This window comes from Pseudomonas sp. C2B4 (genome assembly GCF_013359695.1).
GTDB lineage: Bacteria > Pseudomonadota > Gammaproteobacteria > Pseudomonadales > Pseudomonadaceae > Aquipseudomonas.
On the sequence record NZ_JABFMU010000001.1, the window covers coordinates 162,409 to 183,062 of the forward strand.

Sequence of the window (20,654 nt, forward strand, 5' to 3'; positions counted from 1 at the left end):
CGCGGTGTTACCCTGCAAAAGCCCGCCCAAAGTGGGCAATTCCTACGCGGAAAAGTGAATTTTTACTCTGCCCGGTCGGACGTTTCCTGCGTCGGCGATCGAGCAATGTCACCCAAGGAGCCCCACACCATGCATGCCATCAGTTTTATTCAGGATCTGGCAGTGATCATGTTGGTCGCAGGTGTGGTAACTGTGCTTTTTCACCGCTTCAAACAGCCGGTGGTGCTGGGCTACATCGTCGCCGGGTTCATCATTGGTCCGCACACGCCACCGTTCGGCCTGATTCACGATGAAGAAACCATCAAGACCCTGGCGGAACTCGGGGTGATATTCCTGATGTTCTGCCTCGGCCTGGAGTTCAGTCTGCGCAAGCTGTTCAAGGTCGGCGCCACGGCGTTTATCGCGGCGTTCCTGGAAATCGTGCTGATGATCTGGATCGGTTACGAAATCGGCCGCTGGTTCGACTGGAACACCATGGATTCGCTGTTCCTCGGCGCGATCCTGGCCATTTCCTCGACCACCATCATCGTCAAGGCACTCAACGATCTGAAGATGAAAAACGAGCGCTTTGCGCAGCTGATTTTCGGTGTGCTGATTGTCGAAGACATCCTGGGTATCGGGATTATTGCCTTGCTGTCGAGCATCGCGGTCAGCGGCACGGTCAGTTCGGGGGAAGTGTTTTCCACCGTCGGCAAGCTCTCGCTGTTCATGATCGTCGCGCTGGTGATTGGCATCCTGCTGGTGCCGCGATTGCTGGCCTACGTGGCCAAGTTCGAAAGCAACGAGATGCTGTTGATCACCGTACTGGGCCTGTGTTTCGGCTTCTGCCTGCTGGTGGTCAAGCTTGAATACAGCATGGTGCTCGGCGCCTTCCTGATCGGCGCGATCATGGCCGAATCCCGACAGTTGTTGAAAATCGAACGCCTGATCGAACCGGTTCGCGACTTGTTCAGTGCCATCTTCTTTGTGGCGATCGGGTTGATGCTCGACCCGATGATCCTGCTGCAGTACGCCTGGCCCATCGCCGTGATAACGGTAGCGGTGGTGCTTGGCAAGATGGTGTCCTGCGGCCTTGGTGCCTTTATCGCCGGCAATGACGGACGTACCTCACTGCGGGTTGGGATGGGGCTTTCGCAGATCGGCGAATTTTCTTTCATCATCGCGTCGCTGGGCATGACCCTGCAGGTCACCAGTAACTTCCTTTACCCGGTAGCGGTGGCGGTTTCTGTGCTTACAACGCTGATGACGCCGTATCTGATCCGCGCTGCCGATCCGTTGTCGATCAAGTTGTCTGCAGCGATGCCTCAGCGTCTGGGGCGGGTCCTGGGGATGTATGGCGAATGGCTGCGCAGCATCCAGCCGCAGGGCGAGGGCGCGCTGCTGGCGTCGATGATTCGGCGGATTTTGCTGCAGGTGGGGGTCAATCTGGCGTTGGTGATCGCGATCTTCTTCGCCGGGGCGTATTTCGCCGAGCGCATCTCAGCCTACTTGCAGGTTTGGATCAGTGACCCGAGCTGGCAGAAAGCGTTGATCTGGGGGGGGGCGTTGCTGGTATCGCTGCCGTTCTTGATCGCGGCGTATCGCAAGCTCAAGGCGCTGTCGATGTTGCTGGCGGAGATGGGTGTGAAGCCGGAGATGGCTGGGCGCCATACGCAGCGAGTGCGTCGGGTGATCGCCGAAGTGATCCCGATCCTCTCGCTGTTGGTGATTTTCCTGCTATTGGCAGCCTTGTCGGCCAGTATTCTGCCGACCAACAAGTTGCTGGTGCTGATCGCCGTGGTGGCGGCCGCCGTGGCTGCGTTGCTGTGGCGCTGGTTTATCCGCGTCCATACCCGCATGCAGGTGGCGTTGCTGGATACCCTGGACAACCACAAGGATTCGCCAGGGCACTGACCGGGTGGGGTGTCAGCTGACTCAGCTTTCCAGCCAGACGTCCCGCGCCCAGTGCCACACCGATTCCCAGGTTTCTTCGGTCACCAGTTCTTCTTCGGCAGACCACAACACCACGGTGCCGTCCTCTTCGACGCAGTAGTAGTCGTCACCGTCCTGGCAGATCGGGATCAGGCTGCGATCGACACCGGCGTCCCAGGCGTTGGCGGCAACGTCCGGCAGGTAAGTGTGGGATTGCGGGTCGGTGACGGTCACCGGCTCCAGGCTGCCGTAGACCACGTCGCTGACGGTCAGCAAAAACTCTCTGAAGACGAAGGGAATGTCGATGAACAGTTGTTCTTCGATTTCGACCAGCAGATCTTCGTCAGGCAACTCCAAGGGGACCGGTACCGGTTCGTTGGCTTCACGCAGTTGTTCGATGATTTCTTCCACGTCCGGGATCCTCTTGCTTGAATGGCGCGGTTTATATGGGGCGGTTTATACAGTAGCTCGCTATAGATGCAACCGCGAAATAGAAAACCCCGGCAAGCCGGGGTTTTTATTACAACGTATCAAGCAAGGAGGGTAATCAGCCGTTCTGGCGGATACCTGCTACCAGCCAAGGCTGGTTTTCGCCTTGGGCACGTTCCATGTTCCAGCTTTCGCTGAACACTTCGCCCTGGTCGAAACGCGAGGTCTTCGACACGCCACTGAAGGTCAGGGTGGCGATGGTCTTGTCGGCGCGATCATCCACGCCGTCGAGTTGCACATTGAGGTTATCAATGTAGGTGGACTGGAAGCCGTCGCCCAGATCGGCACGTTCGCGCTTGAGGAACTCCAGCATCTGCGGAGTCACGAACTCGGCGATCTTGTCCATTTCGTTGGCGTCCCAATGCTGTTGCAGGGACTGGAAGTGGTTGCGGGCCGCTTCGACGAAGTTCTTTTCATTGAACCAGGCTGGCGCGTTGATGACCGGACGTGCGGCAACAGGTGCAGCCGAACCACCGAAGATCGAGCCCATGGCTGGCTTCTGTTCGAACGCTTCACGCTGCATCGGCGCGTGACCGGCCGGAGCGTATTGCTCCTGCTGCTTGCGACGACGGGCGGCGATGAAACGGAAGACCAGGAACGCGATGACTGCCATGATCAGGATGTCGAAGATCTGCATGCCCTGGAAGCCGTCGCCCATGAACATGGACGCCAGCAGGCCACCGGCGGCGATGCCGGCCAGAGGGCCGAGCCAGCGCGAAGCACCGCCAGCCTTGGCTGCAGCGCCAGCGGCACCGGCAGCACCAGCGGTCGCCGCAGCGCCGCCCATGCCTGGAGAAGAAGGAGCCATTTGGCTGGTCTGGTGAGTCGGCGCAGCGCCTGCGCTTTTGCCACCACCGAAGCGCTTGGCGGCATTGACGTCGAGACTCATCGTCAGGCCGATGCACAACGCCATGGCGATGCTAAGAAAACGTTTCATAAAGGGAATTCCCATTTGTGGAAGGCACGCGCGCCATGTTGCACAGCTGAAGTGTTACTGGCTAGCGGCAGAGTGTTTCGGGCTTTTGCCTGACAGGTTCGGTTCAGCTTCAGTCAGCGCAATAAGGCGTGTTCACTTTGGTCTGTAGGATGAGTGGATAAGTTCTGTAGGACGGATGGCTAGCGTCGCAGCGCCAGCATCACAACCCCTGCCGTGATCAGGCCGATTCCGCCCCATTGGCGCAGGTCGAGTTTTTCGCCCAGCAGAATCACGCCGAGCACGGCCACCAGAACCACACTGAGTTTGTCCACCGGAGCGACCAGTGACGCAGGTCCGACTTTAAGTGCGCGGAAGTAGCAAATCCACGAGGCGCCGGTGGCCAGGCCGGACAACAGCAGGAACAGATAGCTCTTGGCGGAAATCGATCCCAATGCTTGATATTGGCCCGTGGCGTACAAAATCAAGGCCAGGCTGATCAGGATGACCACTGTCCGCAGTAGCGTGGCGAAATCTGAATTGACGTTCTCGACGCCGATCTTCGCGAAAATGGCGGTTAACGCCGCGAATACGGCCGATAGCAGGGCCCAGAATGTCCAGGAAGAAAAGAAGCCTGAGCCCATGACCTTTCCTTTAATCAGACCAACCTGTGGGAGCGAGCCTGCTCGCGAAGGGCACATCCACGATTTTCCAGATAATCCGAGGCGCTTTCATTCGCCAGCAGGCTCGCTCCCACAGAAAGCACCCTGGTAGCTGTCAGATCGCTTCCAGCTTGGCGTAGCCCAGCATCAACCACTTGCTGCCTTCGCTGAAGTTCACCTGAACCCGCGCCTGCGCCCCGGCACCTTCAAAGTTCAGGATCACGCCATCGCCAAATACCGAATGCCGTACTGCCTGACCGAGGCTGAAACCGGTCTGCGGAATCTCGCTGCCACTGAACAGGTTGCTGCCACTCATCGACTGGTTGCCACCGAACGGACGACTGACGCTGTTGGACAGCCGTACTTCCTGGATCAGGCCTTTCGGCACTTCACGTACGAAACGCGACACCTTGTTGTAGGTCTCGCTGCCGTACAGCCGTCGGGTTTCAGCATAGGTCATCACCAGGTTATGCATGGCGCGCGTGACGCCGACATAAGCCAGGCGACGTTCTTCCTCAAGACGACCGGGCTCTTCCAGGCTCATCTTGTGCGGAAACAGGCCTTCTTCCATGCCCACCAGGAACACGTACGGGAATTCCAGGCCCTTGGCGCTGTGCAGGGTCATCAGTTGAATACTGTCTTCGTGCTCGTCGGCCTGGGTGTCCCCGGCTTCCAGCGACGCGTGACCGAGGAACGCCGCCAATGGCGTCAAGTCCTCGTCCTCCTCGCTGTTTTCGAAGTTGCGCGCGGCGCTGACCAGTTCCTCAAGGTTTTCTACCCGGGCCTGACCTTTCTCGCCTTTTTCCGCTTCATGGTAGGCAATGAGGCCCGACTGTTCGATGACGGTCTGGGTCATCAGGTGCAGGGGCATTTCCATGCATTTGGCGGCGAGGTTTTCGATCAATTCGATAAACGCGCCGAGTGCGCTGGCGGCGCGACCGGTAAGGCCCTTGTTGGCCATCAGTTGGCGCATCGCTTCCCACATCGACACATCAGTATGGCGCGCGTGGTCACGAATCGCTTCGACGGTCTTTTCGCCGATGCCGCGCGCCGGAACGTTGATTACCCGCTCCAGCGCGGCATCGTTGCCACGACCTTCGAGCAGGCGCAGGTAGGCCATGGCGTTCTTGATTTCAGCCCGCTCGAAGAAGCGCTGACCACCATAAATGCGGTAAGGAATGCGTTCACGAAGCAAAGCTTCTTCCAAAACCCGCGATTGGGCGTTGGAGCGGTATAAAATCGCGATATCGCTACGGGCCAGGCCTGTTTTCAGCGCACTTTCGATGGTTTCGACAACATAACGAGCTTCGTCGTGTTCGTTGAACGCGGCGTACAGATTGATCGCTTCGCCGTCGCCGCCATCGGTCCACAGCTCCTTGCCCAGGCGCCCGGTGTTGTTGGCGATCAAGGCGTTGGCGGCCTTGAGGATGCCCGCGGTGGAGCGATAGTTCTGCTCCAGGCGTATGGTCTCGGCATCCGGGAAATCATCGGAATACTGATAGATGTTCTCGATTTTCGCGCCACGCCAGCCGTAGATCGACTGGTCGTCGTCGCCGACCACCATCAGGCTGTCGCCACCTTTGGCCAGCAGACGCAACCAGGCGTACTGCACGGCGTTGGTGTCCTGGAACTCGTCCACCAGGATGTGCCGGAAGCGCTTCTGATAATGCGCCAGCAGCCCCGGGTGATCGCGCCACAGGTCGAGGGCGCGCAGCAGCAATTCGGAAAAATCGATGACGCCGGCGCGCAGACACGCAGCCTCGTAGGCCTCATAGATGCTGCGCATGGTGGCCAGGAACAGATCGCCGCTGGCTTGAATGTGTTGCGGGCGCAGACCTTCGTCCTTCTGCCCGTTGATGAACCATTGGGCTTGACGGGCCGGCCAGCGTTGTTCGTCCAGGCCGAGCTCGCGGATCACCCGTTTGACCAGCCGCTGCTGGTCATCGCTGTCGAGAATCTGGAAGGTCTGGCTCAGCCCGGCTTCCTGCCAGTGCGCTCGCAGCAAGCGGTGCGCCAGGCCGTGGAAGGTGCCGACCCACATGCCGGCCGGGTTGATACCCATCAGCTGCTCAATGCGATGGCGCATCTCGGCCGCCGCCTTGTTGGTGAACGTCACCGACAGGATGGAGTGGGGCGACGCGTTTTCGACCTGGATCAACCAGGCGATACGGTGCACCAGCACTCGGGTTTTACCGGAACCAGCACCGGCCAGGACCAACTGACGGCCGACGGGGGCCGCTACGGCCTGGCGTTGGGCATCGTTGAGGGAGTTCAGCAGAAGGGAGAGATCATCGCGCATCGGGGCATTCTAGGGGGCGGCGCCACACCGGGCAAACCCCGCTTTGCTTTAGCCGATGAAAGAGGCGCGCGGGACGACCGGTCAGTCATCACCTGTAAGCGTTGGCCGCTCTAGCCTGACGGCTTTAAGGTCGAGTCGGGCGCTCGATTCTTTTGTCCGATTTTTGATCTGGAGCAGTTTGGTCCGGGCACTGGCTTGTGTATGCTCCGTCGACGTTTCGGGCTCATGCTCATCATTATAAGAACAAGAACATCGCCTATGACCCTCAGCTCTGACCTGTCGGGCCCTTCTGTGGAGCCTCGGGTTATCCGTAAACAATACGCCATGGAAATGGCGGTCGAACGCACGCGCCTGCTGTATCAGGGCTCATTGCTACCCACACTGTTCATGTTGATCAATGGTCTGGTCTGCGCCGGCCTGCTTTGGCGCCCGCAGCGCTACTTTCTGATCACGGTCTGGCTGGTCTGGCTATTGTCGCTGGTGGCTTTGCGGGTCATTCAGGTGGCGGCTTTCGATTCGGCGATTCCCAACCGTCAGGCCCATCCGATCTGGCAGCGAATGTTTTGGCTGGGCTCGGGCCTAACCGGTCTGACGTTGGCCGGTGCCGGAATCGCGCTGGTTCCCGCCGACAACTTCATCCAGCAAGCCTGGGTATTTGGCCTGATTGGTGCGGCAGCACTGTCGGCCAGCGTCGCCTATGCCGTCAGCCTGCCGGCATTTCTGTCGTTCACCTTGCCCTGTCTATTGCCGGCCATTGCCTACATGTTCTGGGGGCAGGAGCAGGGATGGGGCTGGTTCGGTCTGATTCTGCTGGGTGCATTGAGCGTGGTCGCCTGGCAGGTCAATCGGTTGATCGATCGCGGCTTGTTGCAACGCTTCCAGAATCAGGCGTTGATCGAGCATCTGCAGCAGGCACAAAGTTGCAGTGATCAGCTCAATCAGAAACTGGCCAAGGAAGTCGACCAGCGTCGGCGTGCTGAAGAGGGCTTGCGCGAAATCCAGGTCGAACTGGAAAGCCGTGTCGCCCAGCGCAGTCTTGAACTGGACGCCGCCAACCAGGCGCTGAGCAAGAGCGAGGCGCGTCTGGCGCTGGCGTTGAAGGCCAGTGAGTTGGGGCTGTGGGACTGGAACCTGCAAACCGACGAAGTCCATCACACGCACATTCAGGAGTTGTTCGGCCTGGAGCCGGAATACGTCACGGCGATGCTGCGCCATCTCAAGCCACGCCTGCATCCGGAGGATCTTCCTGCCCTTCGAAGGGCGTTGGTCGACCATTTGAAGGGGCGCACCGAGGATTACCAGGTCGAATACCGCGTGCGACATGGCGATGGTCACTGGGTCTGGATCGAGGACCGCGGACGGGCGGTCGAGCGTGCCGACAATGGCCGGGTGATCCGCATGGTCGGCACGCGCCGCGACATCAGTGTCAGCAAGGCGCTGGAAGAACAGCAGCAACTGGCCGCGACGGTGTTCGAGGCTGCCAGCGAAGGCATTGTGATTTTCGATCCAAACTATGCCCTGATCGCCGCCAATCAAGCCTTCAGCCGCGTCACCGGTTACGAGATCGAAGACATGCTCGGTCGCAATGTTGCCGAGCTGCCCTGCAGTCGCGATGCACGTCGTCACTACACAGCCATTCATCAGTCGCTGGAGCAGCACGGCAACTGGCAGGGTGAATTGGTGGAAACCCGCAAGAACGGCGAGATGTACCCGCAATGGCTGCAGTTGAGTACCGTGCGCGATACCAAGGGAAATGTGAGCCATATTGTGGGCTTCTTCGCGGATCTCTCGGCTCGTCGTGAATCCGAAGAGCGCATGCGTTACCTGACTCACTACGACGAACTCACCGGCCTGGCCAACCGCTCCATGTTCCGCGAGCGGCTCAGTGAAGCGCATCAACGCGTACGCCAGGGTGGCTATCGCAGTCTGGCGCTGCTGCATATCAATCTGGATCGCTTCAAGCAGCTCAACGACAGCCTCGGTCATGAGGTGGCCGACCAGTTGTTGCAGAAAATGGCCCGGCGACTGGTCAACGCGTTGCCGGAAGCGGATACCATCGCACGCTTGTCCGGCGACGAGTTTGCAGTGCTCTTCAACTCCTATGGCAACCTGTCGAGCCTGGCGCGGGTGGCGACACGTTTGTCGAACAAGCTGCGTATACCTGTGACTGTCGAGGGTCACGAACTGGTGGTCAGTGCGTCGATGGGCATCAGTTTGTTGCCGGACAATGCGCGGGAAATTTCCGCGCTGGTCAGCCAGTCGAACATGGCCATGCAGCACGCCAAGCATCTGGGCGGCAACAATTTCCAGTTCTATACCGACAGCCTTCAAGCCAGCACGCTGGAGCGTTTGCAGCTGGAAAACCAACTGCGTAAAGCCGTTGAAGAGAAGCAACTGAAGGTGTTTTACCAACCGAAACTTTGCCTGGCCACAGGCAAGCTGAATGCCGCCGAGGCGCTGGTGCGTTGGGATCATCCGACCATGGGGCGCGTGCCACCGGGGGATTTCATCGGTCTGGCCGAGGAAACCGGCTTGATCGGCCCGATCGGTGAGTTCGTGCTGCGTCAGGCGTGCTGGCAAGCCTGCGCGTGGCAGCGGCAGGGGCTTGAGCCGATTCGGGTATCCGTCAATTTGTCGGTGCATCAGTTGCGTCAGGGCAAACTGGTCAGCCTTGTACGGCAAGTGCTGGAAGAAACCGGACTGGCGCCGCACTACCTTGAGCTGGAACTCACGGAGAGCCAGCTGCTGGACAGCGTCGAACACATCATCGCGACCTTCCAGCAACTGCGTGATCTGGGGGTGAAGTTGGCGATCGACGATTTCGGCACCGGTTATTCATCCCTGAGCTACCTCAAGCGGATTCCGGTGGATTACGTAAAGATCGATCAGGCATTCATTCGTGGCCTGGGGGAGGGCACAGAGGATGCAGCCATCACCCGGGCGATCATTGCCATGGCTCATGGCTTGTCGCTGAAAGTCGTGGCCGAAGGGGTGGAGCGGCGGGAGCAGCTTGAATTCCTCAAGGGCGAGCACTGCGATGAGGTGCAAGGCTATCTCATCAGCCGGCCGATAGAGGCGGATGGGCTCGCAGGCTTGTTGCGCGAACAAGGCATGGATTGAAGGGAAAGTCCCGCCGTCCCCTTTTCGAAGGGGCGACGGGATGCCCTGAAACTAATGTCTTTATTAGTGGGTGATCAGAACTTTGTCGATATGGTGCAGTAGTTCACCTTGATAGAAGATACTCACGCTGGGAACATTGGAGTCCCCCATAACTTTGTATTCGACAAACTTGTCGGTTTCAACTTGCAAGGAGGGCTCGTCGGATGTTTCAAGTTTAAGCTCCAACCGCACATTGAATGACTTGTCCTGCAGTTTCATGTATTCCAGTTTAGGTGTGGCGCCGCTGTGGGGAACGGTTACGGTGCCATGGACGCGGAACGACTGGTTACCTGGCATCCGGTCGATTTGTGCGGTCCAGTCTTTGGTTTTAATGCTCATCGTATATAAGTCCTTTAATTAATGGTTTTACTTCCTGTCGGGGCAATATATCTATCTGCAACTATACGTGTGAAGGGTTTGAAGTTATGGTTTTGTAAGGCTGTATGTTTAGTTGAGTGTCAGGTGAATAACTACACATGGAACTTTAAACGGGGAGGATAGAGGGGTGTTGTACCTTTTAAGCCGTATAGCGATGACCATTTGGGCATCGAAAATCTGTGCTACATGAGACGCGGGCACCTGAAATCGAGGGATCCGGTTACTCATTGAGCAGGCAAAATCCCGATTCATGTAGTATAACTACAAGCGTGCTACATCCCCGGCACCTGCCAATAACAAAGAGTCCATCCCTTTGAATCTGCTGCAACACATCGCCCAGTCTCGTCACCTGTTACGCAAGTCGGAGCTCAAGGTCGCCGATCACGTGCTGCTTGACCCCGCGGCCGTGATGCACAGTTCCATGGCCGATCTGGCCCATAGCGTCGGCATCAGCGAGCCGACCATCGTGCGTTTTTGCCGCGCCATCGGTTGTTCGGGGTTCCAGGACCTGAAGTTGAAGCTGGCCCAAAGCCTGGCGGCAGGCGCGAGTTTCGGACAGTTCGCGATCCATGAAGATGATTCGGTCGCCGACTACAGCCTGAAAATCTTCGACACCACCCTGCACACCCTGATGGAGGTTCGCGAGAGGCTCGATCCGGTTGAACTGCAGCGAGCGGTGACGCTGATGTCCCAGGCCCAGCGTGTCGAGTTCTACGGCTTCGGCGCCTCGGGTGCAGTCGCGGCAGATGCGCAGCACAAGTTTTTCCGTTTGCTGCTGACCGCGGCGGCGTATTCCGACCCGCACATGCAGGCGATGTCGGCGGTGACCTTGAAGCCGACCGATGTGGCGATCTGCATTTCCCAGTCCGGGCGCTCCAAGGATCTGCTGATCACCGCCAACCTGGTGCGTGAAAGCGGGGCTTCGTTGATCACCCTGTGTCCAAGCCAGACACCGTTGGCCGAGCTGTCGACCGTCAACCTGGCAATCGACGTGCATGAGGATACTGAAATCTACACGCCGCTGACCTCGCGGATCGCCCACCTGGTGGTGATCGATGTGCTGGCGATGGGCGTGGCCATGGCGCGCGGGCCGAGCCTGGTCAACCACCTCAAGAGCGTCAAGCGCAGCCTGCGTAGCTTGAGGTTGTCGCCCAAGTCGGTGAAGGCGCTGGACGACTGACGTCGTCTTCAGGTCGTTCCGACCTGATTCGCGAGCAGGCTCGCTCCCACAGTGGTTTTTCGGTGTTGCACAGAATCTGTTCACACAACAAAACCTGTGGGAGCGAGCCTGCTCGCGAAAACGTCCATAAATACCCCGCAACTTTCATCAGTCTGTAACCCCCGAGCCGCCAAACCGTCATCCCCCTCGCCTATCTTGAAGCTCCCGTACTCGCCTTGGGAGACTCGAAATGGCCCAGCCCTACGAAGAACGCAACAGCGCCGTCAAAACCCGTCGTCAGCAGGAAGACCAGCGCCGCATGGAGTTTCGCCGCGCCATCGAAGATCGCTGTGAGCGCCGCCAACTTTTGGCCGAGATCGGCGATTTTCCCGAAGATTTCGAACTCAATTACTGGCAGGCTGCCTCAACGACTTCCCGTCGAAACGCTCAACCAGGCCGCTGATCTGCACCCGTTCGCTACGCACAAACGCAAGGAATGCGTGAGCCACCGGTGACAGCCGTTTGGCCTTGGCTTGCACCAGGCACCAGCTGCGGTAGAGCGGCAATTCTTCGACCGGCAACTCGATCAACCCGCCGGTCGCCAGTTCCAGGTTCAGGGCGTGGCGCGTCAACAGCGCAACGCCCAGACCCGCCAAAACACATTCACGCTGGGCTTCGGCTGATGACACTTCCTGTGTCTGGTTGAAGTGCACGCGCTTCTCCTTGAAATACTCCTCGCACGCCAGGCGCGTACCCGAGCCGGGTTCGCGCAACAGCAGCGTGTAGGGTTCAAGGTCCTGCAGGCGCAGCGGCCCCATGTGGCACAGCGGATGATCTGGCGGCGCGACAGCAACGATCGGGTTATTGAGGAACGGCAGGAACTCCAGCCCCATGTCTTGCGGCACCATCGACATGATCACCAAGTCATCGCGGTTATCGGAGAGGCGTCGGATCACTTGCCCGCGATTGACCACCGTCAGTTGCAGGTTGACCTCCGGATGCTGACGCTTGAACGCGGCAAACAGGTGCGGAACGAAATACTTGGCGCTGGATTCGACCGCCAGTTTCAACTGGCCTTGCAGCGAGCCCTGCATATCGGAAAGCTGCATGTCGAGGTTTTCCAGGCGGCCGAAAATGTCCCGGCTGGCGCGTTGCAGTGCTTCGGCCGCTTCCGTCATGTAGAGTTTTTTGCCGACGTAGTCGAACAAAGGTTGACCAATCAGCTCCTCCAGTTGACGAATCTGCAGGCTGACGGCCGGTTGCGTGAGCGACATTTCGTCGGCTGCCCGGCTGTAGGACCTCAAATCACAGACTTCGTTGAAGATCTGCAATTGACGCAATGTCATACGCATCAAGGACTTACGCATTTTACAAGCACTCTCGCCGCAGGCTGATGCGTCAACTATAAGTCTTTACTTATGCGTGACCCAATAATTATTCATTTTTGTTAATCCCTTGTGAGCGCTAGTGTTGGCCTGCGACTAAATTGAAACATTTGGTCACGCGTCGACCTGGGTCTAGCAGGTCGTGGGTACCACCGGCTCAAGGGAAACTCCAAGTGATAACAAAGATCCTGATCGCCAACCGTGGTGAGATTGCCGTACGAATCGTACGTGCCTGCGCCGAAATGGGCATTCGCTCGGTCGCGATCTATTCCGACGCCGACCGCCATGCTCTGCATGTGAAGCGTGCGGACGAAGCCCACAGCATTGGTGCCGAGCCGCTGGCCGGTTACCTGAACCCGCGCAAGCTGGTGAACCTGGCGGTGGAAACCGGTTGCGATGCGCTGCACCCCGGCTACGGTTTCCTTTCGGAAAACGCAGAGCTGGCAGACATCTGCGCCGAGCGCGGTATCAAATTCATCGGTCCATCGGCTGAAGTCATTCGCCGCATGGGCGACAAGACCGAAGCCCGCCGCAGCATGATCAAGGCTGGCGTGCCGGTCACTCCAGGCACTGAAGGCAACGTGTCGGGCATTGAAGAAGCCCTGACCGAAGGCGATCGCATCGGTTATCCGGTGATGCTCAAGGCCACTTCCGGTGGTGGCGGTCGCGGTATTCGTCGTTGCAACAGCCGCGAAGAACTCGAACAGGCATTCCCGCGAGTCATTTCCGAAGCCACCAAGGCCTTCGGTTCGGCGGAAGTGTTCCTGGAAAAATGCATCGTCAACCCGAAACACATCGAAGCGCAGATCCTCGGCGACAGCTTCGGCAACGTGGTGCACCTGTTCGAGCGTGACTGCTCGATCCAGCGCCGCAACCAGAAGCTGATCGAGATCGCCCCGAGCCCGCAACTGACCCCGGAACAGCGCGCCTACATCGGCGACTTGTCGGTGCGTGCAGCCAAAGCCGTGGGTTACGAGAACGCCGGTACCGTGGAGTTCCTGCTCGCCGAGGGCGAGGTGTACTTCATGGAGATGAACACCCGGGTGCAGGTGGAACACACCATCACCGAAGAAATCACCGGCATCGACATTGTCCGCGAGCAGATCCGCATCGCTTCCGGCCTGCCGCTTTCGGTGAAACAGGAAGACATCCACCACCGTGGTTTCGCCCTGCAATTCCGGATCAACGCCGAAGACCCGAAAAACAACTTCCTGCCGAGCTTCGGCAAGATCACCCGTTACTACGCACCCGGCGGTCCTGGCGTGCGTACCGACACGGCGATCTACACCGGTTACACCATTCCGCCGTTCTACGATTCCATGTGCCTGAAACTGGTGGTGTGGGCGCTGACCTGGGAAGAAGCGATGGACCGTGGTTTGCGAGCCCTCGACGACATGCGTCTGCAAGGGGTCAAGACCACCGCCGCCTACTACCAGGAAATCCTGCGCAACCCGGAATTCCGTAGCGGCCAGTTCAATACCAGCTTCGTTGAAAGCCACCCTGAACTGACCAACTACTCGATCAAGCGCAAACCCGAAGAGCTGGCTCTGGCCATCGCCGCCGCCATCGCCGCCCACGCAGGCCTGTGAGGAATAGAACAATGAGCAAGAAGATTCATGTAACCGACACCATCCTGCGCGACGCCCACCAATCGCTGCTCGCGACCCGCATGCGCACCGAAGACATGCTGCCGATCTGCGACAAGCTCGACAAGGTTGGCTACTGGTCGCTGGAATGCTGGGGCGGCGCGACATTCGACGCCTGCGTACGCTTCCTCAAAGAAGACCCGTGGGAGCGTCTGCGCCAACTGCGCGCAGCCTTGCCTAACACCCGTCTGCAAATGCTCCTGCGCGGCCAGAACCTGCTGGGCTACCGCCACTACAGCGATGACGTGGTCAAAGCCTTCGTTGCCAAGGCCGCCGTCAACGGCATCGACGTTTTCCGTATCTTCGATGCGATGAACGACGTGCGTAACCTGCGCGTGGCCATCGAAGCGGTGAAAGCGGCGGGCAAACACGCCCAGGGCACCATCGCCTACACCACCAGCCCGGTGCACACCATCGATGCGTTCGTGGCACAAGCCAAGCAAATGGAAGCCATGGGTTGCGACTCGGTGGCGATCAAGGACATGGCCGGTTTGCTGACCCCATACGCCACCGGCGAACTGGTCAGGGCGTTGAAAGCCGAGCAGTCGCTGCCGGTGTTCATCCACTCCCATGACACGGCGGGTCTGGCCGCGATGTGCCAACTCAAGGCCATCGAAAACGGTGCCGACCACATCGACACCGCGATCTCCAGCTTCGCTTCGGGCACCAGCCATCCAGGTACCGAGTCGATGGTCGCGGCCCTTAAAGGCACCGAGTTCGACACCGGCCTGAATCTGGAGCTGTTGCAAGAGATCGGCCTGTACTTCTACGCCGTGCGCAAGAAGTACCACCAGTTCGAAAGCGAGTTCACTGCGGTCGATACCCGCGTTCAGGTCAACCAGGTTCCGGGCGGCATGATTTCCAACCTGGCCAACCAGCTCAAGGAGCAGGGCGCCCTGAACCGCATGGGCGAAGTGCTGGCTGAAATCCCGCGCGTTCGCGAAGACCTCGGCTTCCCGCCGCTGGTCACCCCGACCTCGCAGATCGTTGGCACCCAGGCGTTCTTCAACGTGTTGGCTGGCGAGCGTTACAAGACCATCACCAACGAAGTGAAGCTGTACCTGCAAGGCGGCTACGGCAAAGCGCCGGGCACCGTGAACGAGCAACTGCGCCGTCAGGCCATCGGCAGCGAAGAAGTGATCGACGTGCGTCCGGCTGATCTGCTCAAGCCAGAAATGGCCAAGCTGCGTGCCGACATCGGTGCCTTGGCCAAGTCCGAAGAGGATGTGCTGACCTTCGCCATGTTCCCGGACATCGGTCGCAAGTTCCTCGAGGAACGTGCTGCGGGCACCCTGACGCCGGAAGTGCTGCTGCCGATCCCGGAAGCGGGCAAGGTCGCTTCGGCGGGCGGCGAAGGGGTTCCAACCGAGTTCGTCATCGACGTCCACGGCGAAACCTACCGCGTCGACATCACCGGTGTGGGCGTCAAGGCCGAAGGCAAGCGTCACTTCTACCTGTCTATCGATGGCATGCCGGAAGAAGTGGTGTTCGAACCGCTCAACGAATTCGTCAGCGGCGGAAGCAGCAAACGCAAGCAGGCCAGCGCACCGGGCCACGTCAGCACCACCATGCCAGGCAACATCGTCGATGTACTGGTCAAGGAAGGCGACACCGTCAAGGCCGGCCAGGCCGTGCTGATCACCGAAGCCATGAAGATGGAAACCGAAGTGCAGGCGGCCATCGCCGGCAAAGTCACTGCCATTCACGTGGCCAAGGGCGACCGGGTGAACCCGGGCGAAATCCTGATCGAGATCGAAGGCTGAGATAACGGCCTCGATACAACGCTTTAAACCTCGGGGGAGCATGTGCTCCCCTTTTTTTTGCTCCGAAGAAATGCCGGATCAATGTGGGAGCGAGCCTGCTCGCGAAAGCGGTATCCCATTCAAAATCTGGGTTGGGAGACACTCCGCATTCGCGAGCAGGCTCGCTCCCACAGTTGTCTGCTGTGAACGCAAAATTTGAGTTCGACGGAGATCTTTGTGGGAGCGGGCTTGCCCGCGAAGGCGTACGTCCAGGCGCTGACGATCAGCCGCGACACTCCGCCAACGACTTCACCTGCCCCGAATCCGTCTGGTTCTCATCGCTCAACCACTGCTCAAACCCCGCCGCAATCGCCGGCCATTCCGAGTCCAGAATCGAATACCACGCGGTATCACGGTTTTGTCCCTTGACCACCATGTGCTGGCGAAACACCCCTTCAAAACTGAAACCCAGGCGCTCGGCTGCGTATTTGGAACGGGCGTTGCCGTTGTTGCACTTCCACTCCAGGCGGCGGTAGCCGAGGGCGAAGGATTCCTTGGTCAGCAGGTAAATCGCCTCGGTGCTTTTCGGCGAGCGCTGCATCGGGGCGCCAAAGGTGACGTGGCCGATTTCGATACGACCTTGGGCCGGGACGATGGACATCAGGCTGAGGATGCCTTGCACGTCGCCGCTGGCGCGGTCGATCACGCTGAAGAAATACGGGTCGCTATGGGCGGCGTGGTTGTCCAGCCAGTCATTGAAGGCGCTGCGCTCGGGGAAGGGGCCGTAAGGCAAATAGTCCCAAAGCTTCGGATCAGCACCCGGACCTTGCAGGGCGTTGAACAAGGCGTCGCCATGGCGCGCCGGGTCGAGTTTTTCCAGGCGGATGAAACGCCCCTCGATGGTTTGAACCGTTGGCGCCGGGACGCCTTTCCAGTCCGCGAGTGAAGTCGACATGCTGTTCTCCTTGAACCTTAAATGGCTTTGCGAAACTGGATGAAACCGGGGCGTTCTGCGATGCGCTCGTAGAGCTGGATCGCAGTGGCGTTGGTCTCGTGGGTCAGCCAGTGGACCTTGTTGCAACCATCCGCCTTGGCCGTGGCGTAGACGAATTCGATCAGCCGGCGGCCGATGCCGGTGCCACGGGTTTCGGGCTCCACCAGCAAATCCTGCAGATAGCAGGAGTTTTCGATGGCCCAGTTGGAACGATGGTAGATGAAATGCACCATGCCCACTGCTTTGCCATCGGCCCAGGCCAGCGCGGCGTGGGTCGGCTCGTTCGGGTCGAGCATGCGCTGCCAGGTGTTTTGCGTGACCGTCTCGGGGAGTTCGGTGTTGTAGAAGCGAAGGTAAGCCTGCCACAGCGGCAACCAGGCGACGTGGTCGTCGGCGCTGACCTGGCGGATTTCGATCTGACTCATGTTCATTCCTTAACGCATCAAGTGGGCGAGGGCCTGGTCCTGCGCATCGGGGCTGGCAGCGAGCCCTTCGCGCACGCCGGCGATGTCTCCGGTGCTGCGGTTCTGGCTGAGCTTGCGCTTGCCTTCCAGGCGTTCGATGGGCACGGCGAAACCGACGATGGCCTTGAGCATGCCGTCGATGTAGTCGGCAGGCGCATCGGCGATTTTCCACGGCTGGGCACGGCCGCTCTCATGGCGATCGGTCAGGGTGCTGACGATATCGAGCAGCCGTCCGCCATCGCTGAAAGTTTCGGCGCGACCATAGGCGTGCACGGCGACGTAGTTCCAGGTCGGGACGACTTTGCCGTGCTCGGCCTTGCTCGGGTAAAAGCCCGGGCTGACGTAGGCATCGGGACCGGAAAAAATCAGCAGGGCTTCGGCGCCGTCGCGCAGGTCTTTCCACTGCGGATTGGCCTTGGCCAGATGCCCGTACAGCGTGCCGTTCGGGCCTTGTTCACGATGGAGCAGCACGGGCACATGACTGGCTTGCAAACCGTGTTCGCCGTGGGTCACCAATATGGCGAGGCGGGTGGCCAGGATCAGTTCGTGCAGTTGGGACAACTCATCGATGGCAAAAGCGCGGGGCGTGTACATGGCGAAATTTTCCTTGGCGAATACCTGCATCCTAGGCAGGCTATTGGTCTGTTGTAAGAGCCATTAATGACCAATTTCATAGGTCCATTGAGATGAATAACGAGCCGCTGTCCCTGTCGTTCAACCCGGCCGGTATCGAACTCGATCGCCACCAGGGCCTGAGCCGTCAGCTCTATCAGGCATTGCGCTTGCGCGTGCTCGACGGACGACTGGCCAGCGGCACGCGTTTGCCGGCGACCCGGGATCTGGCAGCGGCGCTGGCGATATCGCGCAACAGCGTGGTTCGCGCCTACGATCAGCTGTATGCCGAAGGGTTTATCGAGGGGCGGGTGGGTGACGGGACTTATGTCGCGCAATTGCCGCAAAACGCGCTGCCGGGCAAAAAACTATCCACAAAAGTATCCACAGGGTTGTCAACAGGCTTACCCACAGCTTTATCCACAAATTGGCTGGATTTGCCTGTGGTTTCATCCAGTAAAGTTATCCACAGCGAGGTTCTGGCGCGCGTTGAAAAGAACCATTTGCCTATGCCGCCGAGTGGTCCGCCTCGCGCATTTCGGGTAGGTGTTCCAGCGTTCGATCTGTTTCCGTTCGAGGTTTGGGCCAAGCTGAACGCGGCTTTCTGGCGCAAGCCGGATTTACAGCTGCTGTGTTATGGCGATCCGGCTGGCGACATGCGATTGCGGGGCATGATTGCGGCCTATTTGCGCAGTTCCCGCGGCATGCAGTGCACGGCTGAGCAAATTGTGATCACCAGTGGCGCGCAGCAGGGGATTAGCCTTTGTGCACAGTTGCTGGTGGAACCGGGCGACGGGGTGGCCATTGAAAACCCGGGGTATCGGGCTGCCGGTCATGCCTTCGCCGTGGCCGGGGCGCAACTGCATGGCGTGTCGGTGGACAACGAGGGCATCGATTGCGCTGAGCTGTCAGCGCTGAGTGATTGTCGTCTGACGTATGTCACGCCTTCGCACCAGTACCCGACCGGTGTCGTTATGAGCCTGGCGCGGCGTCTGGAATTACTGGCTTGGGCTGAACGCACCCAAGGCTGGATCGTCGAGGACGACTACGACGGTGAGTACCGATACAGCGGTGCGCCGCTGGCACCCTTGGCGGCACTTGATCGACAGGGGCGGGTTTTGTACGTGGGGACTTTTGGCAAAGTCGCTTTCCCGGCGTTGCGTCTGGGGTATCTGGTGTTGCCGCCGGCACTGGTGCAGGCGTTTTCTCAGCGTCGAGCGGTGGACGTCCGGCACTCGGAAATCAGTACTCAAGCGGTGATGGCTGAATTCATGGCCGCCGGGCATTTCCAGCGACACATCCGTCGTATGCGGCGTGCGGCCTTGAGCCGGCGCAATGCCCTGCTGACCGGCTGGCCCAAAGATATTCCCGGGGTAGGGCGTTTGCCCAGTGTGGCGGCGGGGCTGCATGTGACGGTTTCGGTCGAGAGCGTGGCCCGCGAGCGTGAGTTGGTGGCGCAAGCGGAGGCAGTGGGCGTCGAGATCAATGCGTTAAGCAGCTATTGGCTCCCGGATTCGGCACGGCCGGTGGATGAGCGCGCGGGTCTTGTGCTGGGGTTTGCCGCTGTCCCGGAAGCGGACATCGACGCGGCGTTGATGCGGCTACGGTCGGCTTGGGTTTGACACTTGTGGGAGCGAGCCTGCTCGCGAAGACGGTATTCCAGCCACAGCGGATGTGGCGTGCATACCGACCTCTTCGCGAGCAGGCTCGCTCCCACAAGAGCGTGGCTGTACGTGTTATCAAGTCCCTGACTTGATCTTGGTCCAGGCCCGGGTCCGCGCACGTTCAGCATCGCGCGGTAGCGGTTGCAGGGTGTAGAGGGTGGCCATCGCCGTGTCGGTCGGGTACAGGTTCGGGTTGTTGCGGATCGCCGGGTCGACCAGTTCCGTAGCGTCCTTGTTCGGGTTCGGGTAACCGACAAAGTCGCTGACCGGTGCGATCACCTGGGGCTGCAGCAAGTAGTTGATGAAGGTGTAGGCGTCCTCTGTGTTCTTGGCGCCCTTCGGAATCGAAAGCATGTCGAACCAGATCGGCGCGCCTTCTTTCGGCAGGCGCATGTCGACGATCACGCCGTTCTTGGCTTCCTTGGCGCGGTTGGCGGCCTGGGAAAAACTGCCGGAATAACCGACCGCGACGCAGATGTCACCGTTGGCGATGTCGGCCATGTATTTGGACGAATGGAAGTAGGTGACATACGGACGGATCTTCATCAGCAGCGCTTCAGCCTTTTCGTAGTCCGCCGGCTTCTTGCTGTTGGGGTCCAGGCCCAGGTGTTGCAGGGCCAGCGGCAGGATCTCCGACGGAGAGTCGAGCAGGGCGACGCCGCACTGCTTGAGTTTGCTGATGTTCTCTTCCTTGAAGATCAGGTCCCAGCTGTCCACCGGTGCGTCGGCGCCCAAGGCGGCTTTGACCTTGTCCGGGTTGAAGCCGATCAGGATGGTGCCGTACATGTACGGCACGGCGAACTTGTTGCCCGGGTCGTTGGCCTCGATCAGCTTCATCAGCTTGGGATCGAGGTGATTCCAGTTCGGCAATTTGCTGCGGTCCAGTGGCTGGAACACACCGGCCTCGATCTGCTTGGCGAGGAACACGTTGGACGGCACCACCACGTCATAGCCGGAGTTGCCGGTCAGTAACTTGGCTTCGAGGGCTTCGTTGGTGTCGAAAATGTCGTAGACCAGTTTGGTCTGGGTGTTCTGCGCCTTGAAGTCTTCCAGGGCCTTGGGGGTGATGTAGTCGAACCAGTTGTAGACGCGCAACGTGCGTTCTTCGGCGTGCACGGCACCACCGAGCAGCGTGGCGCACAGTGCGGGAGCGATAAAGCGCTTGAGTCTGTTCATT

General features: G+C 59.4%; 17 protein-coding genes. 7 read left to right on the forward strand and 10 right to left on the reverse strand.

The window, feature by feature from the left end:
* Positions 1-129 precede the first annotated feature (129 nt).
* Entirely contained in the window at positions 130-1,893 is a 1,764-nt protein-coding gene (locus tag HNQ83_RS00800) for a cation:proton antiporter (RefSeq protein WP_175387228.1), read from the forward strand.
* Between the two features lie 21 nt (positions 1,894-1,914).
* Here the strand turns inward: HNQ83_RS00800 and HNQ83_RS00805 are convergent, their stop codons facing one another.
* The 4 genes from HNQ83_RS00805 to uvrD form a co-directional block, all read right to left on the reverse strand.
* A complete protein-coding gene (locus HNQ83_RS00805) occupies positions 1,915-2,322 on the reverse strand; it encodes an SMI1/KNR4 family protein (protein WP_014720555.1) in 408 nt (135 codons plus the stop codon).
* A gap of 136 nt (positions 2,323-2,458) precedes the next feature.
* On the reverse strand, positions 2,459-3,337 hold the full coding sequence (locus HNQ83_RS00810) for a Tim44 domain-containing protein (protein WP_175387229.1): 879 nt from the start codon (positions 3,335-3,337) through the stop codon (positions 2,459-2,461).
* A gap of 179 nt (positions 3,338-3,516) precedes the next feature.
* Positions 3,517-3,957: an EamA family transporter gene (locus HNQ83_RS00815; protein WP_175387230.1), complete on the reverse strand. Its 441-nt coding sequence runs from the start codon at positions 3,955-3,957 to the stop codon at positions 3,517-3,519.
* Positions 3,958-4,090: 133 nt separating this feature from the next.
* Positions 4,091-6,274 carry a DNA helicase II gene (uvrD, locus tag HNQ83_RS00820; protein ID WP_175387231.1) on the reverse strand — a complete coding sequence of 728 codons (2,184 nt, stop codon included), beginning with the start codon at positions 6,272-6,274 and terminating at the stop codon, positions 4,091-4,093.
* Between the two features lie 258 nt (positions 6,275-6,532).
* Between uvrD and HNQ83_RS00825 the strand changes: the two genes are divergently transcribed.
* Positions 6,533-9,394, forward strand: a complete 2,862-nt coding sequence (locus HNQ83_RS00825; RefSeq protein WP_175387232.1) for an EAL domain-containing protein — start codon at positions 6,533-6,535, stop codon at positions 9,392-9,394.
* A 63-nt stretch (positions 9,395-9,457) separates the two neighbouring features.
* Here HNQ83_RS00825 and HNQ83_RS00830 read toward each other — a convergent pair whose 3' ends face one another.
* Positions 9,458-9,772 carry a hypothetical protein gene (locus tag HNQ83_RS00830; RefSeq protein ID WP_175387233.1) on the reverse strand — a complete coding sequence of 105 codons (315 nt, stop codon included), beginning with the start codon at positions 9,770-9,772 and terminating at the stop codon, positions 9,458-9,460.
* A gap of 352 nt (positions 9,773-10,124) precedes the next feature.
* On the opposite strand from HNQ83_RS00830, the gene hexR reads away from it, so the two are divergent.
* Both hexR and HNQ83_RS00840 read left to right on the forward strand, forming a co-directional pair.
* Positions 10,125-10,991 (forward strand): transcriptional regulator HexR, encoded by an 867-nt coding sequence (gene hexR, locus HNQ83_RS00835; protein ID WP_028620399.1) that lies wholly within the window; start codon positions 10,125-10,127, stop codon positions 10,989-10,991.
* Positions 10,992-11,220: 229 nt separating this feature from the next.
* Positions 11,221-11,433 carry a PA3496 family putative envelope integrity protein gene (locus tag HNQ83_RS00840; RefSeq protein ID WP_175387234.1) on the forward strand — a complete coding sequence of 71 codons (213 nt, stop codon included), beginning with the start codon at positions 11,221-11,223 and terminating at the stop codon, positions 11,431-11,433.
* On the opposite strand, the gene HNQ83_RS00845 is transcribed toward HNQ83_RS00840, so the two are convergent.
* Positions 11,375-12,337: a LysR family transcriptional regulator gene (locus tag HNQ83_RS00845; protein WP_175387235.1), complete on the reverse strand. Its 963-nt coding sequence runs from the start codon at positions 12,335-12,337 to the stop codon at positions 11,375-11,377. The two genes, HNQ83_RS00840 and HNQ83_RS00845, sit on opposite strands and share 59 nt — an antisense overlap.
* Positions 12,338-12,528: 191 nt before the next feature.
* Here HNQ83_RS00845 and HNQ83_RS00850 point away from each other — a divergent pair, with 191 nt between their 5' ends.
* Positions 12,529-13,944, forward strand: a complete 1,416-nt coding sequence (locus HNQ83_RS00850) for an acetyl-CoA carboxylase biotin carboxylase subunit (RefSeq protein WP_131108079.1) — start codon at positions 12,529-12,531, stop codon at positions 13,942-13,944.
* An 11-nt stretch (positions 13,945-13,955) separates the two neighbouring features.
* Entirely contained in the window at positions 13,956-15,764 is a 1,809-nt protein-coding gene (oadA, locus tag HNQ83_RS00855) for a sodium-extruding oxaloacetate decarboxylase subunit alpha (RefSeq protein ID WP_175387236.1), read from the forward strand.
* A 262-nt stretch (positions 15,765-16,026) separates the two neighbouring features.
* Here oadA and HNQ83_RS00860 read toward each other — a convergent pair whose 3' ends face one another.
* Genes HNQ83_RS00860 through HNQ83_RS00870 form a run of 3 tightly spaced genes read right to left on the reverse strand, consistent with a single transcriptional unit; the run spans position 16,027 to position 17,795 of the window.
* Positions 16,027-16,698, reverse strand: a complete 672-nt coding sequence (locus HNQ83_RS00860) for a GNAT family N-acetyltransferase (protein ID WP_175387237.1) — start codon at positions 16,696-16,698, stop codon at positions 16,027-16,029.
* A gap of 17 nt (positions 16,699-16,715) precedes the next feature.
* Positions 16,716-17,162 (reverse strand): GNAT family N-acetyltransferase, encoded by a 447-nt coding sequence (locus HNQ83_RS00865; protein ID WP_175387238.1) that lies wholly within the window; start codon positions 17,160-17,162, stop codon positions 16,716-16,718.
* Positions 17,163-17,171: 9 nt separating this feature from the next.
* Positions 17,172-17,795 (reverse strand): FMN-binding negative transcriptional regulator, encoded by a 624-nt coding sequence (locus HNQ83_RS00870; protein ID WP_175387239.1) that lies wholly within the window; start codon positions 17,793-17,795, stop codon positions 17,172-17,174.
* 92 nt (positions 17,796-17,887) lie between these two features.
* Between HNQ83_RS00870 and HNQ83_RS00875 the strand changes: the two genes are divergently transcribed.
* A complete protein-coding gene (locus tag HNQ83_RS00875) occupies positions 17,888-19,435 on the forward strand; it encodes a PLP-dependent aminotransferase family protein (RefSeq protein ID WP_175387240.1) in 1,548 nt (515 codons plus the stop codon).
* A 117-nt stretch (positions 19,436-19,552) separates the two neighbouring features.
* On the opposite strand, the gene HNQ83_RS00880 is transcribed toward HNQ83_RS00875, so the two are convergent.
* Complete coding sequence (locus HNQ83_RS00880) at positions 19,553-20,653, reverse strand: polyamine ABC transporter substrate-binding protein (protein WP_175387241.1); 1,101 nt, start codon at positions 20,651-20,653, stop codon at positions 19,553-19,555.
* Position 20,654: the final 1 nt, after the last annotated feature.

Bases quoted from the DNA above. Each gene is read 5' to 3' on its own strand.
- HNQ83_RS00800 (WP_175387228.1), top strand. From the start codon at position 130: ATGCATGCCATCAGTTTTATTCAGGATCTGGCAGTGATCATGTTGGTC.
- HNQ83_RS00810 (WP_175387229.1), bottom strand. From the start codon at position 3,337: ATGAAACGTTTTCTTAGCATCGCCATGGCGTTGTGCATCGGCCTGACG.
- HNQ83_RS00815 (WP_175387230.1), bottom strand. From the start codon at position 3,957: ATGGGCTCAGGCTTCTTTTCTTCCTGGACATTCTGGGCCCTGCTATCG.
- uvrD (WP_175387231.1), bottom strand. From the start codon at position 6,274: ATGCGCGATGATCTCTCCCTTCTGCTGAACTCCCTCAACGATGCCCAA.
- HNQ83_RS00825 (WP_175387232.1), top strand. From the start codon at position 6,533: ATGACCCTCAGCTCTGACCTGTCGGGCCCTTCTGTGGAGCCTCGGGTT.
- HNQ83_RS00830 (WP_175387233.1), bottom strand. From the start codon at position 9,772: ATGAGCATTAAAACCAAAGACTGGACCGCACAAATCGACCGGATGCCA.
- HNQ83_RS00840 (WP_175387234.1), top strand. From the start codon at position 11,221: ATGGCCCAGCCCTACGAAGAACGCAACAGCGCCGTCAAAACCCGTCGT.
- HNQ83_RS00845 (WP_175387235.1), bottom strand. From the start codon at position 12,337: ATGCGTAAGTCCTTGATGCGTATGACATTGCGTCAATTGCAGATCTTC.
- oadA (WP_175387236.1), top strand. From the start codon at position 13,956: ATGAGCAAGAAGATTCATGTAACCGACACCATCCTGCGCGACGCCCAC.
- HNQ83_RS00860 (WP_175387237.1), bottom strand. From the start codon at position 16,698: ATGTCGACTTCACTCGCGGACTGGAAAGGCGTCCCGGCGCCAACGGTT.
- HNQ83_RS00865 (WP_175387238.1), bottom strand. From the start codon at position 17,162: ATGAGTCAGATCGAAATCCGCCAGGTCAGCGCCGACGACCACGTCGCC.
- HNQ83_RS00870 (WP_175387239.1), bottom strand. From the start codon at position 17,795: ATGTACACGCCCCGCGCTTTTGCCATCGATGAGTTGTCCCAACTGCAC.
- HNQ83_RS00875 (WP_175387240.1), top strand. From the start codon at position 17,888: ATGAATAACGAGCCGCTGTCCCTGTCGTTCAACCCGGCCGGTATCGAA.
- HNQ83_RS00880 (WP_175387241.1), bottom strand. From the start codon at position 20,653: ATGAACAGACTCAAGCGCTTTATCGCTCCCGCACTGTGCGCCACGCTG.